This is a genomic window from Streptomyces sp. NPDC004327, from assembly GCF_042873935.1.
GTDB lineage: Bacteria > Actinomycetota > Actinomycetes > Streptomycetales > Streptomycetaceae > Streptomyces.
In genome coordinates this window covers 422,206-436,956 of sequence record NZ_JBIAME010000002.1, presented here as the reverse complement: position 1 = coordinate 436,956, position 14,751 = coordinate 422,206, and the positions used below count along the sequence as shown (strand labels likewise).

13 protein-coding genes and 2 tRNA genes are annotated in these 14,751 nt (G+C 69.6%); 2 read left to right on the top strand and 13 right to left on the bottom strand.

What is annotated here, in order from left to right; translation table 11 throughout:
• Positions 1-9: 9 nt before the first annotated feature.
• The 6 genes from ACFYU9_RS07980 to ACFYU9_RS07955 form a co-directional block, all read right to left on the bottom strand.
• On the bottom strand, positions 10-1,029 hold the full coding sequence (locus ACFYU9_RS07980) for a rod shape-determining protein (protein ID WP_389206138.1): 1,020 nt from the start codon (positions 1,027-1,029) through the stop codon (positions 10-12).
• A gap of 291 nt (positions 1,030-1,320) precedes the next feature.
• Complete coding sequence (gene ndk / locus ACFYU9_RS07975; protein WP_389206140.1) at positions 1,321-1,734, bottom strand: nucleoside-diphosphate kinase; 414 nt, start codon at positions 1,732-1,734, stop codon at positions 1,321-1,323.
• A gap of 87 nt (positions 1,735-1,821) precedes the next feature.
• Positions 1,822-2,178, bottom strand: coding sequence for a DUF4233 domain-containing protein (locus ACFYU9_RS07970; protein ID WP_389206141.1), 357 nt, complete (start codon positions 2,176-2,178; stop codon positions 1,822-1,824).
• A gap of 5 nt (positions 2,179-2,183) precedes the next feature.
• The gene (locus tag ACFYU9_RS07965; protein ID WP_389206143.1) at positions 2,184-3,692 is read right to left on the bottom strand and encodes a bifunctional folylpolyglutamate synthase/dihydrofolate synthase; all 1,509 of its coding nucleotides are present in this window, start codon (positions 3,690-3,692) and stop codon (positions 2,184-2,186) included.
• A gap of 69 nt (positions 3,693-3,761) precedes the next feature.
• Positions 3,762-4,904, bottom strand: coding sequence for a sensor histidine kinase (locus tag ACFYU9_RS07960; protein WP_389343609.1), 1,143 nt, complete (start codon positions 4,902-4,904; stop codon positions 3,762-3,764).
• A gap of 219 nt (positions 4,905-5,123) precedes the next feature.
• Positions 5,124-7,745, bottom strand: coding sequence for a valine--tRNA ligase (locus tag ACFYU9_RS07955; RefSeq protein WP_389343606.1), 2,622 nt, complete (start codon positions 7,743-7,745; stop codon positions 5,124-5,126).
• Between the two features lie 138 nt (positions 7,746-7,883).
• Between ACFYU9_RS07955 and ACFYU9_RS07950 the strand changes: the two genes are divergently transcribed.
• Positions 7,884-8,897: a hypothetical protein gene (locus tag ACFYU9_RS07950; RefSeq protein WP_389206150.1), complete on the top strand. Its 1,014-nt coding sequence runs from the start codon at positions 7,884-7,886 to the stop codon at positions 8,895-8,897.
• A gap of 67 nt (positions 8,898-8,964) precedes the next feature.
• Here ACFYU9_RS07950 and clpX read toward each other — a convergent pair whose 3' ends face one another.
• From clpX to ACFYU9_RS07925, 5 genes are all read right to left on the bottom strand, one after another.
• Positions 8,965-10,248 (bottom strand): ATP-dependent Clp protease ATP-binding subunit ClpX, encoded by a 1,284-nt coding sequence (clpX, locus tag ACFYU9_RS07945; RefSeq protein ID WP_389206153.1) that lies wholly within the window; start codon positions 10,246-10,248, stop codon positions 8,965-8,967.
• A 168-nt stretch (positions 10,249-10,416) separates the two neighbouring features.
• A complete protein-coding gene (locus tag ACFYU9_RS07940) occupies positions 10,417-11,079 on the bottom strand; it encodes an ATP-dependent Clp protease proteolytic subunit (RefSeq protein WP_389206155.1) in 663 nt (220 codons plus the stop codon).
• A gap of 70 nt (positions 11,080-11,149) precedes the next feature.
• Complete coding sequence (locus ACFYU9_RS07935; protein WP_389206157.1) at positions 11,150-11,767, bottom strand: ATP-dependent Clp protease proteolytic subunit; 618 nt, start codon at positions 11,765-11,767, stop codon at positions 11,150-11,152.
• A gap of 258 nt (positions 11,768-12,025) precedes the next feature.
• Complete coding sequence (tig, locus tag ACFYU9_RS07930; RefSeq protein ID WP_389206160.1) at positions 12,026-13,405, bottom strand: trigger factor; 1,380 nt, start codon at positions 13,403-13,405, stop codon at positions 12,026-12,028.
• Positions 13,406-13,576: 171 nt separating this feature from the next.
• A tRNA-Pro gene (locus tag ACFYU9_RS07925) sits at positions 13,577-13,653 on the bottom strand.
• A gap of 133 nt (positions 13,654-13,786) precedes the next feature.
• Here ACFYU9_RS07925 and ACFYU9_RS07920 point away from each other — a divergent pair.
• Positions 13,787-13,860 (top strand) — tRNA-Gly (locus tag ACFYU9_RS07920).
• A gap of 60 nt (positions 13,861-13,920) precedes the next feature.
• Here ACFYU9_RS07920 and ACFYU9_RS07915 read toward each other — a convergent pair.
• Entirely contained in the window at positions 13,921-14,115 is a 195-nt protein-coding gene (locus ACFYU9_RS07915; protein ID WP_389206162.1) for a hypothetical protein, read from the bottom strand.
• A gap of 160 nt (positions 14,116-14,275) precedes the next feature.
• Entirely contained in the window at positions 14,276-14,749 is a 474-nt protein-coding gene (locus ACFYU9_RS07910) for an HD domain-containing protein (RefSeq protein WP_389343603.1), read from the bottom strand.
• Positions 14,750-14,751 lie beyond the last annotated feature (2 nt).

Genomic DNA, 14,751 nt, shown 5'->3' with positions numbered 1-14,751 from the left:
GCGCCGCGGTCAGCGGCGCGGCTGGGCGTCGAGCACCTGCTGGAGCGCCTCGAACTCCTCGACGCACTTGCCGGAGCCGAGGGCCACGGAGTCCAGCGGGTCCTCGGCGATGTGGATCGGCATGCCCGTCTCGCGGCGCAGCCGCTCGTCGAGGCCCCGGAGCAGGGCACCGCCACCCGTGAGAACGATGCCGCGGTCCATGACGTCACCGGAGAGCTCCGGCGGGCACTTGTCGAGGGTGGTCTTCACCGCGTCGACGATGGCGTTGACCGGCTCCTCGATGGCCTTGCGGACCTCGGCGGCGGAGATGACGACGGTCTTGGGCAGGCCGGAGACCAGGTCGCGGCCGCGGATCTCGGTGTGCTCGTCCTGGCCGAGGTCGTAGGCGGAGCCGATGGTGATCTTGATCTGCTCGGCGGTGCGCTCGCCGAGGAGGAGCGAGTACTCCTTCTTGACGTGCTGGATGATCGCGTTGTCGAGCTCGTCGCCGGCCACCCGGATCGACTGTGCCGTGACGATTCCGCCGAGGGAGATGACGGCCACCTCGGTGGTGCCGCCGCCGATGTCGACGACCATGTTGCCGGTGGCCTCGTGGACCGGCAGGCCCGAGCCGATGGCCGCGGCCATGGGTTCCTCGATGATGTGCACCTGGCGGGCGCCGGCCTGGGTGGACGCCTCGATGACGGCGCGGCGCTCGACGCCGGTGATGCCGGAGGGCACGCAGACGACGACGCGCGGGCGGGCCAGGTAGCGGCGCTTGTGGATCTTGAGGATGAAGTAGCGGAGCATCCGCTCCGTGATCTCGAAGTCGGCGATGACGCCGTCCTTGAGCGGGCGGACGGCGACGATGTTGCCGGGCGTCCGGCCGATCATCTTCTTCGCCTCGGCACCCACCGCGAGGATGCCGCCGGTGTTGGTGTTGATCGCGACGACGGACGGCTCGTTCAGAACGATGCCTCGACCCCTGACGTACACCAGCGTGTTGGCGGTCCCGAGGTCGACAGCCATGTCACGGCCGATGAACGACATTGAGTTCCCCTTGTTTCCCATGAGGATGCGTCGGGCCTTCCCTAGCGGAGCGTTGACGGCTTCTCAGGTCGGCGAGGTGGTGGCTGAAGTGGTGCGGCGTGGAGTTTTCCATCGTAGTGCCGCCCGCCCGGATACCGCGCGGCGGACCGCCTCACCCCACCTCTGTATAGGTGACGGAATGACGCGGCGATCCGTTCCCGGGATCGGCGTTCATATGCCTGGGGGCGACCGAATTCCTTCGGTCGCCCCCAGGTCATGGCGCTGATCGGATGATGGCAGGTCAGAGTGCGGTCAGACCAGGCCCGGGAAGAAGATCTTCAGCTCGCGGGCGGCCGACTCCTCGGAGTCCGAGGCGTGGATCAGGTTCTCGCGGACGATGGTGCCGAAGTCGCCGCGGATCGAACCCGGGGCGGCGGCGATCGGGTCGGTCGGGCCGGCCAGCGTGCGCAGGCCCTCGATGACCCGCTCGCCCTCGACGACGAGCGCGACGACCGGACCGGACTGCATGAAGCCCATCAGCGGCTCGTAGAAGGGCTTGCCCTTGTGCTCGCCGTAGTGCTGCTCCAGCGTGTCCTGGTCGAGCGCGCGCATCTCCAGGGCCGTGATGGTCCAGCCGGCCTTGCGCTCGATACGGCCGATGATCTCGCCGACCAGGCCGCGGCGGACGGCGTCGGGCTTGAGCAGGACGAGCGATCGCTGGCTCACGGGGGAACTCCTTCAGACAACGGTGTGCGGGGGCTGTTGCCTGGCGGGCAGGCCCTACAGAATCTACAGGGCCCGCACCAGCCGTCATCACGCAGCGTCAGGCCCTGCGGAGCCTTCGGCGGCGGCCCAGCGGGCCTTGATGGCGTCGATCTTCCGCCCGTAGTGCACGGAGGCCCACCACAGGACGGCGAAGACCGCGCCGAGGAAGAACATGCTCGGCACGAAGAAGCCGCCGGCGATCAGCGCGATCTGCAGCGCCCAGCCGAGCTGCACACCGCCCGGACGGGTGATCATCCCGCACAGCAGCACCGACAGGACCATGGCGATCCCGCAGACCGTCCAGACCGTCGACATGGCCAGCGAGTCGTCCTTCATGGCGACCAGACCGGCGAAGCCGATCACGAAGAACTCGCCGATCAGCGTCGAGGCGCAGAGCGTACGCACAGGTTTCAGCCCCTCTTGAGCAGCAGCCGGGCGTCGCCGACCGTGAAGATCGAACCGGTGACGAGGACGCCGGCGCCGCCGAACTCGCCCTCCTCCTCGGCGAGCGTGATCGCCGCCTCCAGGGCGTCGTCGAGCCGCGGCTCGACGACCACGCGGTCCTCGCCGAAGACCTCGACGGCGAGCGCGGCGAGCTCGTCGACATCGGTGGAGCGCGGGTTGGAGTTCGCGGTGATCACGACCTCCGCGAAGATCGGCTCGAAGGCCTCCAGGAGACCGCGGGCGTCCTTGTCGGAGCTGGTGGCGACCACGCCGATGAGCCGGGAGAAGCCGAAGGACTCGGTGATGCCGTCCGCGGTGGCGCGGGCGCCGTGCGGGTTGTGCGCCGCGTCCAGGACGACGGTCGGGGACTTGCGCACGACCTCCAGGCGGCCCGGCGAGGCCACCTGGGCGAAGGCCCGGCGGATCGTGTCGATGTCGAGCGTGCGGGCGTGCTCCGCGCCGATGCCGAAGAACGCCTCGACGGCGGCGAGCGCCACGGCCGCGTTGTGCGCCTGGTGCGCGCCGTACAGCGGCAGGAACACCTCGGGGTACTCGCCGCCGAGGCCGCGCAGGGTCAGCAGCTGGCCGCCGACGGCGACCTCGCGGGAGACCACGCCGAACTCCATGCCCTCGCGGGCCACGGTGGCGTCCACCTCGACGGCCTTCTTCAGGAGCACCTGGGCCGCGTCCACGGGCTGCTGGGCGAGGACCACGGTCGCGCCCTGCTTGATGATCCCGGACTTCTCGCCGGCGATCTCCCCGGTCGTCTCGCCGAGCCGGTCGGTGTGGTCGAGGTCGATGGGGGTGACGACGGCGACGGAGGCGTCGATGACGTTCGTCGCGTCCCAGGTGCCGCCCATGCCGACCTCGACGACGGCCGCGTCGACCGGGGCGTCGGCGAAGGCCGCGTACGCCATCGCGGTGAGGACCTCGAAGAACGAGAGCCGGTACTCCTCGCGCTCGTCGACCAGCTCCACCATCGGCGCGATGTCCCGGTAGGTCTCGACGAACCGCTCGGGGTCGATCGGGGCGCCGTCCAGGCTGATCCGCTCGGTGATGGTCTGCACGTGCGGCGAGGTGTAGCGGCCGGTGCGCAGGTCGAAGGCGCCGAGCAGGGCCTCGATCATGCGGGCGGTGGAGGTCTTGCCGTTGGTGCCGGTGATGTGGATCGACGGGTACGCGCGCTGCGGCTCGCCGAGCACGTCCATCAGCGCGGCGATCCGCTTGACCGACGGCTCCAGCTTGGTCTCGCCCCAGCGGGTGGACAGCTCGGTCTCGACGTCGCGCAGCGCCTTGTCGATCTCGGGGTCGGCGGGCCGGCTCGGCACCGGGTCGCCCTGCGGCGGACCGGCCATGGCACGCAGGGTGCGGCTGCCGGCCTCGATCACTGCCAGGTCGGGGTCGCGGTCGGTCTCGTTGTCGACGATGTCGTCGAACTGGTCGCTCGGGTCGCTCGGGTCGCGGGGCTCACTCACGCACCCAGTCTACGAAGCACCGCCGACACGGGCCCCACAGGACCCGGCGGGCGCCGCCGGGCTCCCCGGCTACCGCAGTCCCGCGGGCAGCGAGGCGCGCACCACGTACGCGCCGTGCTCGCGCCCCGCGTCCACCGCGCCGCCCATGCTGGTGACGCGTTCGGCCATGGAGACCAGGCCGGTGCCGGTGGAGACGGGGGCGCGGTCGGGCGGGTTCGGGGGCAGCGGATTGCGGACCTCGATGGCCAGCAGGTCGGGGTCGTCGAGCGTGATCGTGACGGTCACCGGGAGGCCCGGGGCGTGTTTGGCGGCGTTCGTGAGGCATTCGCGGACCACGCGGTGGACGGCCGTCTGGCGCAGCGGCGAGAGCGCCTTCGCCTCCTCGGCGACCTCCAGGCGCACCGGGCTGCCCATCCGCTCGCTCTCCTCGGCGAGCGCGCCGAGGCCGTCGAGGCCCGGGGTGCCGGCCGGGTCGTCGATGCGCCGCACGATGGTCTCGTTGAGCATGCGGTGGGCGCGCCGGGCGGTCTCGGCGAGCTCCTCGAAGTCCTGCTGGTGCGCCTCTCCCCTGGCCCGTACGGAGAGCACCTCGGCGCGCACGGCGAGGAGGGTCAGCTCGCGGCCGACGAGGTCGTGGACGTCGCGGCCGACGGAGATCCGCTCCTCCTGGACGGCCTGCCGGGCGGCGGCCTCGCGGCGCTGGACCTCCAGGGCGCGCACCAGGTCGTGGCGGTAGGCGGCGATGCCGACGCCGGCTGCGAGGACGCCGATGGGGACGACGAGGCTGAGGAAGTCGCTGAGGGTCTCGCCGTGACGCTCGGGCCAGCCGGGCAGGTTGAAGTAGACGTAGGCGGCGGCCACGTAGAGCGCGGTGGCGAGCATCGAGACCCGGCGGCCCCGGAAGCGGCCGAGCGAGTAGAGCGCGAACTGGATCATGGTCAGTTCGTGCAGCCAGCCCATCAGGAAGATCGCCACGGCGAACGGCACCCAGGGCGCCTTGCGGCGCAGCACCAGCGTCGATGCGCCGGCCGCGAGGACCAGGGTCGCGGTGATGCCGGTGAGCGAGTTGTCGGCGCGGGCGAGGCCCGGCACGTCGAGGACCATCAGGCCGAAGGCGAAGACCGCGGCGACGACGTCCATCGCCCGCGGCGACACCGCCCACCGGTCCACGCGGCGGCGCAGCGCGCGGACGGGGGCGGGAAGGGGAAGCATGCGTTCCATCATCCCGGGTCCTTGGTCCCGGCGCCGAGGACCTGAAGTCCCGTCGGATGTGAGATCGGGCACTCCCGGCACATTGCTTTTTCGCGACGAAATATGTACGAAGCGCAGCACGCCAGGCACCGTGGGATGCCGTCGGCGAGGGCGTCGCGTCCCGGGGCACGCGAAAGGGCCCGGCACCGCGTGCGGCGGTGCCGGGCCCTTTCGCGTGCCTCACGCCTGGGGCAGGCGCTCCAGCTGCGTCCGGATGCGGGCGATGTCCTCGTCCGCCTTGGCCAGGCGGGTGCGGATCTTGTCGACCACGTTGTCCGGGGCCTTGGCGAGGAACGCCTCGTTGCCCAGCTTGCCCTCGGCCTGGGCCTTCTCCTTCTCGGCGGCGGCCAGGTCCTTCGCGAGCCGCTTGCGCTCGGCGGCCACGTCGATCGTGCCCGACAGGTCGAGCGAGACCGTCGCGCCGGCGACCGGCAGGGAGGCGGTGGCCGCGAAGCCCTCGCCCTCCGGCTGGAGGCGGAGCAGCTGGCGGATGGCGGCCTCGTGCGGGGCGAGCGCGGTGCCGGTCAGGTCGAGGCGGGCCGGGACCTTCTGGCCGGGCTGGAGGCCCTGGTCGGCACGGAAGCGGCGGACCTCGGTGACGACCTGCTGGAGGTTCTCGATCTCGGCCTCGGCGGCGTCGTCGCGGAAGCCACTGTCCTTCGGCCACTCGGCGATGACGAGCGACTCGCGGCCGGTGAGCGTGGTCCAGAGGGCGTCGGTGACGAACGGGACGATCGGGTGCAGCAGGCGCAGCATCACGTCCAGGACCTCGCCGAGGACCCGGCCGGAGACCTTGGCCTGCTCGCCGCCGGCGAAGAACGTCGTCTTCGACAGCTCGACGTACCAGTCGAAGACCTCGTCCCACGCGAAGTGGTACAGCGCGTCGCTGAGCTTCGCGAACTGGTAGTCCTCGTAGAGCGCGTCGACCTGGGCGACCGTCTTGTTGAGCCGCGACAGGATCCAGCGGTCCGTCGCGGACAGCTGCTCGACCGGCGGCAGCTCGCCCTCGATGGTCGCGCCGTTCATGAGCGCGAAGCGGGTCGCGTTCCAGATCTTGTTGGCGAAGTTCCGGGACGCCTTGACCCAGTCCTCGCCGATCGGGACGTCGACGCCCGGGTTGGCGCCGTTGGCCAGGGTGAAGCGGACGGCGTCGGAGCCGTACTGGTCCATCCAGTCCAGCGGGTTGACCACGTTGCCGAAGGACTTCGACATCTTCTTGCCGTTCTGGTCACGGACCATGCCGTGCAGCGCGATGGTGTGGAACGGCGGGGTGCCGTCCATCGCGTAGAGGCCGAACATCATCATCCGGGCGACCCAGAAGAAGAGGATGTCGTAGCCGGTGACCAGGACGGAGTTCGGATAGAACTTCTTGAGGCTCTCGGTCTGCTCGGGCCAGCCCAGCGTGGAGAACGGCCACAGGCCGGAGGAGAACCAGGTGTCGAGGACGTCGGTGTCCTGGTACCAGCCCTCGCCGGCGGGCGGCTGCTCGTCCGGTCCGACGCAGACGACCTCGCCGTTCGGGCCGTACCAGACCGGGATGCGATGGCCCCACCACAGCTGGCGCGAGATGCACCAGTCGTGCAGGTTGTCGACCCAGTCGAAGTACCGCTTCTCCATCTCCTGCGGGTGGATCTTGACCTTGCCGTCGCGGACCGCGTCACCGGCGGCCTTCGCGAGCGGGCCGACCTTGACCCACCACTGCATCGACAGGCGCGGCTCGATGGTGGTCTTGCACCGCGAGCAGTGGCCGACGGAGTGGGTGTACGGGCGCTTCTCGGCGACGATCCGGCCGTCGGCGCGCAGCGCGGCGACGATGGCGGAACGGGCCTCCAAGCGGTCCAGGCCCTGGAAGGGGCCGTGGACGGTGATGACCGCGTGCTCGTCCATGACGGCGATCGACGGCAGGTTGTGCCGCTGGCCGATCTCGAAGTCGTTCGGGTCGTGCGCCGGCGTCACCTTGACGGCGCCGGTGCCGAACTCGGGGTCGACGTGCGCGTCGGCGACGACCGGGATGCGGCGGCCGGTCAGCGGCAGCTCGATCTCGGTGCCGACGAGGTGCTTGTACCGCTCGTCCTCCGGGTGGACGGCGACGGCCGTGTCACCGAGCATCGTCTCGGCGCGGGTGGTCGCGACGACGATGGACGCGTCGCCCTCGCCGTAGCGGATGGAGACGAGCTCGCCGTCGTCGTCCTGGTACTCGACCTCGATGTCGGAGATCGCGGTGAGGCAGCGCGGGCACCAGTTGATGATGCGCTCGGCGCGGTAGATCAGCTCGTCGTCGTAGAGCTTCTTGAAGATGGTCTGGACGGCCTGCGAGAGGCCCTCGTCCATGGTGAAGCGCTCGCGCGACCAGGCGACGCCGTCACCGAGGCGGCGCATCTGACCGGAGATCTGCCCGCCGGACTCGGCCTTCCACTTCCAGACGCGCTCGACGAACGCCTCTCGGCCCAGGTCGTGGCGGGACTTGCCCTCCTTGGCGAGCTCGCGCTCGACGACGTTCTGGGTGGCGATGCCGGCGTGGTCCATGCCGGGCTGCCACAGCGTCTCGTAACCCTGCATCCGCTTGCGGCGGGTGAGGGCGTCGATCAGCGTGTGCTCGAAGGCGTGGCCCAGGTGGAGCGAACCGGTGACGTTCGGCGGCGGGATGACGATGGTGTACGGAGGCTTGTCGCTCTTCTCGTCCGCCTCGAAGTAGCCGCGCTCTACCCAGCGCTCGTACAGCGGCCCCTCTACCTCGGCCGGCATGTACTGGGTCGGCAATTCGGTGGTGGCTGCTGTCTGCTGCTGAGTGTTCTCGGTCACGGGCCCAGTTTAGGGGTGTCCCGCGCCCGCGCAGAAACACGATTGTTCCGTAACGGTGTGACCCCCACCGCCCCGGCGGGGCAAGGGTTCCGACAGGATGTTCGCTACGCATAAACATCCTGTGAGGGGAAACAGTCGATGAGCTACAACCAGCCAGGCCCGTACGGCGGCGGTCAGCCGAACCCGTACGGGCAGCAGCCCGGCCAGCCCGGCCCGTACGGGGGCCAGCCGAACCCCTACGGACAGCCGCAGGCCCCGCAGCCCGGCTACGGCTACCCCCAGCAGGCCCCGCAGGGCGTCCCGCCGCAGCAGCCCGGCCCGTACGGCGGCCAGCCCGGCCCTTACGGCCAGCAGCCCAACCCGTACGGGCAGCAGCCGCAGGCCCCTTACGGACAGCCGCAGCCCCCGTACGGCGCGCCGCAGGGCCCCGGCGGCTACATGCCCGTGCCGCCGGCGCCGAAGAAGTCCAAGGCACCGCTGACCATCGGCATCGTGGCCGCGGTCGTGGGCCTGGCCATCGGCGCCTACTACGCGTTCGGCGGCGGGGGCGGTGGCGGCGCGATCGGCGACGACACCAAGGGCTACAAGCTCGCCGCTCCGGAGAGCGTCGACGCCTACAAGAAGAACCCGGGCGCCGGCGACAAGACCGGGCCGCTCAACCCGGAGCAGAAGGCGCGCGCCGAGGCCCTCGGTGTGAAGAACGCCTCCCAGGTCGTCGCCCAGTACAAGAACGACACGGCCCCCCTCAAGGGCAAGCAGCTCACCTTCAGCGGCCTGTACGGCGAGATCGCCGATCCGTCCGCGGCCATCGACGCCTACTTCGCGAGCATCGGCAAGAACCCCGACGCCGAGAAGCTGGGGATCAAGTACGAACTCGTCGGGTCGGCCGAGACGGTGGAGCCCTCGGGCTTCAGCGGCGCCCTGATGAAGTGCCAGAACGTGCGGATGACGAGCGAGAAGAGCTCCGGCTCGGCGGCGCTCGGCCCCAAGTCGATGGAGGCTCCCACCTGCATCTGGGCCGACTACTCGACCCTCGGCACCGTCAACCTGATCGATCTGTCGACCATGATGACCGGCGGCGCGGCGCTGCCCCAGTCGGAGGCGGCCGAGCTCGCGGCCAAGCTCTACAACACCTCGCGCAGCAAGGCGTAGGGCACGCGGAAAGGGGCGCCCCCGCCGAACCACTCGGCGGGGGCGCCCCTTTCGTCCGCGTGTGCGGCTACGCGCTCTTCTCGTGCCGGCCGTCGTGCTTCACGATCCGCGGCACCAGCGTCGGGTTGACGTTGTCGCGGACGACGTCGGCCGTGATGACCACGCGGGCCACGTCCTTGCGGGACGGGACCTCGTACATCACCGACTGGAGGACCTCCTCCATGATGGCGCGCAGACCGCGCGCGCCGGTGCCGCGGAGGATGGCCTGGTCGGCGATGGCCTCCAGGGCGGGGCGGTCGAAGTCCAGCTCCACGCCGTCGAGTTCGAAGAGGCGCTGGTACTGCTTCACCAGGGCGTTGCGCGGCTCGACAAGGATCTTCAGCAGGGCCTCGCGGTCCAGGTTGTGCACCGAGGTGATGACGGGGAGACGGCCGATGAACTCGGGGATCATCCCGAACTTCACCAGGTCCTCCGGCATGACCTCCTGGAACTGGTCGCTCGCCTCGATCTCGCGCTTGGAGCGGATGGTCGCCCCGAAGCCGATGCCCTTGGCGCCGGCCCGCGACTCGATGATCTTCTCCAGGCCGGCGAAGGCGCCGCCCACGATGAAGAGCACGTTCGTCGTGTCGATCTGGATGAACTCCTGGTGCGGGTGCTTCCGGCCGCCCTGCGGCGGAACGGAGGCCGTGGTGCCTTCCAGGATCTTCAGGAGGGCCTGCTGCACGCCCTCGCCGCTCACGTCGCGCGTGATCGACGGGTTTTCGCTCTTACGGGCGACCTTGTCGATCTCGTCGATGTAGATGATCCCGGTCTCGGCCTTCTTGACGTCGTAGTCGGCGGCCTGGATCAGCTTGAGCAGGATGTTCTCGACGTCCTCGCCCACATAGCCCGCCTCCGTCAGCGCCGTCGCGTCGGCGATGGCGAACGGCACGTTGAGCATGCGGGCGAGCGTCTGGGCGAGCAGCGTCTTGCCGGAGCCCGTGGGCCCCAGGAGCAGGATGTTGGACTTCGCCAGCTCGATGGCGTCGTCCCGGCCCTGCGCGCCCCCGTTCTCGCCGGCCTGGACGCGCTTGTAGTGGTTGTAGACCGCGACCGAGAGGGCCTTCTTCGCGGGCTCCTGCCCGACGACGTACCCCTCGAGGAACTCGTAGATCTCGCGGGGCTTGGGGAGCTCCTCCCACCGCACCTCGCTCGTCTCGGCGAGTTCTTCCTCGATGATCTCGTTACAGAGGTCGATGCACTCGTCGCAGATGTACACACCGGGTCCTGCGATGAGCTTCTTCACCTGCTTCTGGCTCTTTCCGCAGAACGAGCACTTGAGCAGATCGCCGCCATCACCGATGCGTGCCACGAGGTGCTTCCCCTTCGCCTGGGAGCGCTTGGTTCAGCGACTCCTGGTGCCTCATATTCGACGGTACCTTGCCGGGCCCCCCGTTCGGGCCCCCCTTGGCGCGGTTGGCATGGTCGGGATTCGGCCATGCCGTCCCTCCAGCCTCCCGCGCCACGGGAAGGTCGAGCGTCAGGCTGCCGAGGCGGCCGTGCTCTTGCGGGTCGAGATGATCTGGTCGATCAGGCCGTACGCGAGGGCGTCCTCGGCGGTCAGGATCTTGTCGCGCTCGATGTCGTCGCGGATCTTCTCGATCGGGGTGGTGGAGTGCTTGGCCAGCATCTCCTCCAGCTGGCTGCGCATGCGCAGGATCTCGCGGGCCGCGATCTCCAGGTCGGAGAGCTGCTCGCGGCCGGTGCCGCCGGACGGCTGGTGGATCAGCACGCGGGCGTTCGGCAGGGCCATGCGCTTGCCGGGGGTGCCGGCGGCCAGCAGGATGGCCGCGGCGGAGGCCGCCTGGCCCATGCAGACCGTCTGGATGTCCGGCTTCACGAACTGCATCGTGTCGTAGATCGCGGTCAGCGCGGTGAAGGAACCACCGGGGCTGTTGATGTAGATGGAGATGTCGCGGTCCGGGTCCATCGACTCCAGGCACAGCAGCTGCGCCATGACGTCGTTGGCGGAGGCGTCGTCGATCTGCACGCCGAGGAAGATCACGCGCTCCTCGAAGAGCTTCGCGTACGGGTCGTACTCGCGGATGCCCTGCGAGGTGCGCTCGACGAAGCGCGGGACGACGTAGCGGTTGTCCACCTGCGGGCCGGTGTAAAGGCCGCTCGCGGAGAAGTTCGGGGTCATGGGGCTGTTCACCATCCTGGGGGCGGGTGTGAGGGCTGGGGCTTGTCGGAACGGGCTGCCGGGGGCCGGCTCAGGCGCCCGTGCCGCCGCCGCCCGGGACACCCGCGGCGTGGGTGATGATGTCGTCGATGAGGCCGTACTCCTTGGCCTCGTCGGCGGTGAACCAGCGGTCGCGGTCGCCGTCGCGGATGATCGCGTCGACGGTCTGGCCGGAGTGGTGCGCGGTGATCTCGGCCATGCGCTGCTTCGTGCGGAGCAGGTAGTCGGCCTGGATCTTGATGTCCGAGGCGGTGCCGCCGATGCCGGCGGAGCCCTGGTGCATCAGGATGTCGGTGTTCGGCAGCGCGAAGCGCTTGCCGGCGGTGCCGCCGGTGAGCAGGAACTGGCCCATCGACGCGGCCATGCCCATACCGATGGTCACGACGTCGTTCGGGATGTACTGCATGGTGTCGTAGACGGCCATGCCGGCCGTCACGGAGCCACCGGGGCTGTTGATGTAGAGGTAGATGTCCTTCTCCGGGTCGGCGGCCAGGAGGAGCATCTGCGCGGTGATCTTGTTGGCGATGTCGTCGTCGACCTGCTGGCCGAGGAAGATGATGCGCTCGCCGAGCAGCCGGTTGTAGACATGGTCGCCGAGGCCACCACCGATGGACGGCTCACCCGCGGCGTAAGGCTTCAGATTCGTCACGTATCCACCTGCTCGTCTCCGACGGCCCCGTGCCGTCTCGCGTCTCGTTCTGAGGGCAGTGCCCCCGTATTCATGGACCCTAACGCGCTGGTAGGCGGGCGCCATCCCGCTTCCCGAACTGTTCGCTGGGAGCGCAAGGTAGTTGGGGGCGCATAAAGGCGTGCGAACCGGGTCCCGGTACGTCCACGGGCCCGGGCGCACTGCTGTGCGTCCGGGCCCGTGGCGCGGGTTCAGGGCGTGGCCCCAGGGGCCTCGGCCTTACTTGTCCTCGGAGACCTCGGCCTCACCGGTGACGGCCTCGACCGTCTCGGTGACCTGCTCCTCGTCCTCGTCGGAGAGGTCGACGACCTCACCGTTGGTGTCGACGACCTTGGCGGCCTCGACGACGACCGCGAGGGCCTTGCCGCGGGCGACCTCGCCGACCAGCATCGGGACCTGGCCGCCCTCGACGATCGCCTGGGCGAACTGGTCGGGGGACATGCCGGAGGACGCGGCGCGGCGCATCAGGTGCTCGGTGAGCTCGTCCTGCTCGACGTTGAGCTTCTCCTGGTTGACGAGCTCGTCGAGGAGGAACTGGGTCTTGATGCCCTTGACCGCCTGCTCCTTGGTCTCGGCCTCGAACTCCTCGACCGTCTTGCCCTGGAACTCCAGGTACTTCTCGAGGGTCAGGCCCATCTGACCGAGCTGGTGGTGCTCCAGGTTGTGCTTGCGGGTGTTGACCTCGTCCTCGAGGAGCTTCTCGGGAACGGGGATCTCCGCCAGCTCCAGGAACTTCTCCAGGACGCGCTCCTGGGCCTGGGTGGCCTGGTCGAACTGCTTCATGTTCTCGAGGCGCTTGCGGCTGTCGGCCTTGAGCTCGTCGAGGGTGTCGAACTCCGACGCCATCTGCGCGAACTCGTCGTCCAGCTCGGGGAGCTCACGGGCGGCGACGGCGGTGACCTTGACGGTGACCTCGGCGTCCTTGCCCTCGGCGGAGCCGCCCTTCAGCTGCGAGGTGAAGGTGGCCTCGCCGCCGGCCTCCAGGCCGGTGACGGCGGCGTCGATGCCGTCGAGCAGCTCGCCGGAGCCGATGGTGTACGAGACACCCTCGGCGACACCGTCGGGCAGGACCTCGCCGTCGACCTTGGCCTGCAGGTCGATGGTGACGACGTCACCCTCGGCGGCGGCGCGCTCGACCGGGTTCGTGGAGGCGAAGCGCTCGCGCAGCTGCTCCACGGACTTCTCGATGTCCTCGTCGGTGACCTCGACCGCGTCGACCTCGACCTCGATGCCGGAGTAGTCCGGGATCTCGATGGCCGGGCGGATGTCGACCTCGGCGGTGAAGGAGAGCAGCTCGCCGTCCTTCAGCTCCTTGATGTCGACCTCGGGCTGGCCGAGCGGGTTGACCTCGGCCTCGTTGACCGCGGCGTTGTAGAGCTTCGGGAGGGCGTCGTTGACGGCCTCCTCCAGCACCGCACCGCGGCCGAAGCGCTGGTCGATGACACGCGCGGGGATCTTGCCCTTGCGGAAGCCCTTGACCGTGACCTGCTGGTTGATCTTCTTGTACGCCGCGTCGAGGCTGTCCTTGAGCTCCTCGAAGGGCACCTCGACAGTGAGCCGAACCCGGGTCGGGTTCAGGGTCTCCACGGCGCTCTTCACGGTTCGGTCTCCTTGTGGCTGATTCCTGGTTTCCGGCGGCGCCGCCAGGGGCGGTTCCGGCCGATCGGCCCGGTCAGAGAGACACACGGGCACGCAGCTTGCATAGTAACCGCAAGCGGCGGGCGCCCCACAATGCGATCTTCACGTGCGATCGCCGTGCGCGATCACGGCTGGTCGGGGTGGCGGGATTTGAACCCACGGCCTTCCGCTCCCAAAGCGGACGCGCTACCAAGCTGCGCCACACCCCGTCGGTGCGACACGTAGGGTACATGGACGGGGACGGTGCGACGCCCCTTCTTTCCGAGGGACGTGCGGGGACCCACCGGGACCCGCTACGATGGCGTCCGTGCCGCGGCCCTGATGGCCTGCGGCGCAGTGCTTGCGGGCGTAGCTCAATGGTAGAGCCCTAGTCTTCCAAACTAGCTACGCGGGTTCGATTCCCGTCGCCCGCTCCAGGTACGGCGAAGGCCCCGCGGATGTCGCATCCGCGGGGCCTTCGCCGTGCTCGGAACGTGTCAGAACTTGATGGAGGCGATCGACGCCGTTATCGAGTCCAGGAAGTTCTGGATGTTGGGCGCCATGCCGGTGGACGCGAGGAAGAACCCGAAGAGGACCGCGACGACGGCCGGGCCGGCCTTGAGGTTTCCGCCGCGGATCAACACCACCAGGATGATCGCCAACAGCAGCACCACGGACAGTGAGATGGCCACAACTGATCACACCCTCGGTCGGTTTCGCCTTGCCGCCCGGGAGCGCACACCACAGAACACCCCCGCCGCACCTATCGTGCCACCAACTTCCTGCCCAGCGGGGACGGGTGACGAATCGTCGACGCGGAATTCCGGCCAACTTGACGAAATTACGTCTTGATCATTTCCCTGTGGGCGCCGGCCCGAGACCGAGGAGGCCGCGCACGCGGGCGTATTTGGCGGTGAGCCGCTCCCGGGTCGCCGGGTCGAGCACCGCGAGCCGCTGCGGGTCCGCGTTGTGCGCGAGGTCGGCCTCCTTGACGAGCAGGGCGCCCGGCGTGGCGAGAATCCGCCGCGTGTAGGCCTCCAGCTCCTCGCCGGGCCGCTTGGTGAGCGCGCGCACCATGGCCTTCACCTCGTCCGGCAGCGCCGCCCCGGCCAGCCACTCCTCCGGCAGGGCGGCGTCCTCGACGGCGTCGTGCAGCCACCCGGCCGCGATCTGCTCCTCGCTCCCGCCCCGGGCCCGTACGCCCTCGGCGACGGCCCTCAGGTGCTCGGCGTAGGGCCGGCCGGCCTTGTCGGTCTGCCCCGCGTGCGCGGCGACGGCGAGGGCCTCGATCTCGGCGAGGGAGAGGCGGGAGGAGTTGCCGGTCATCG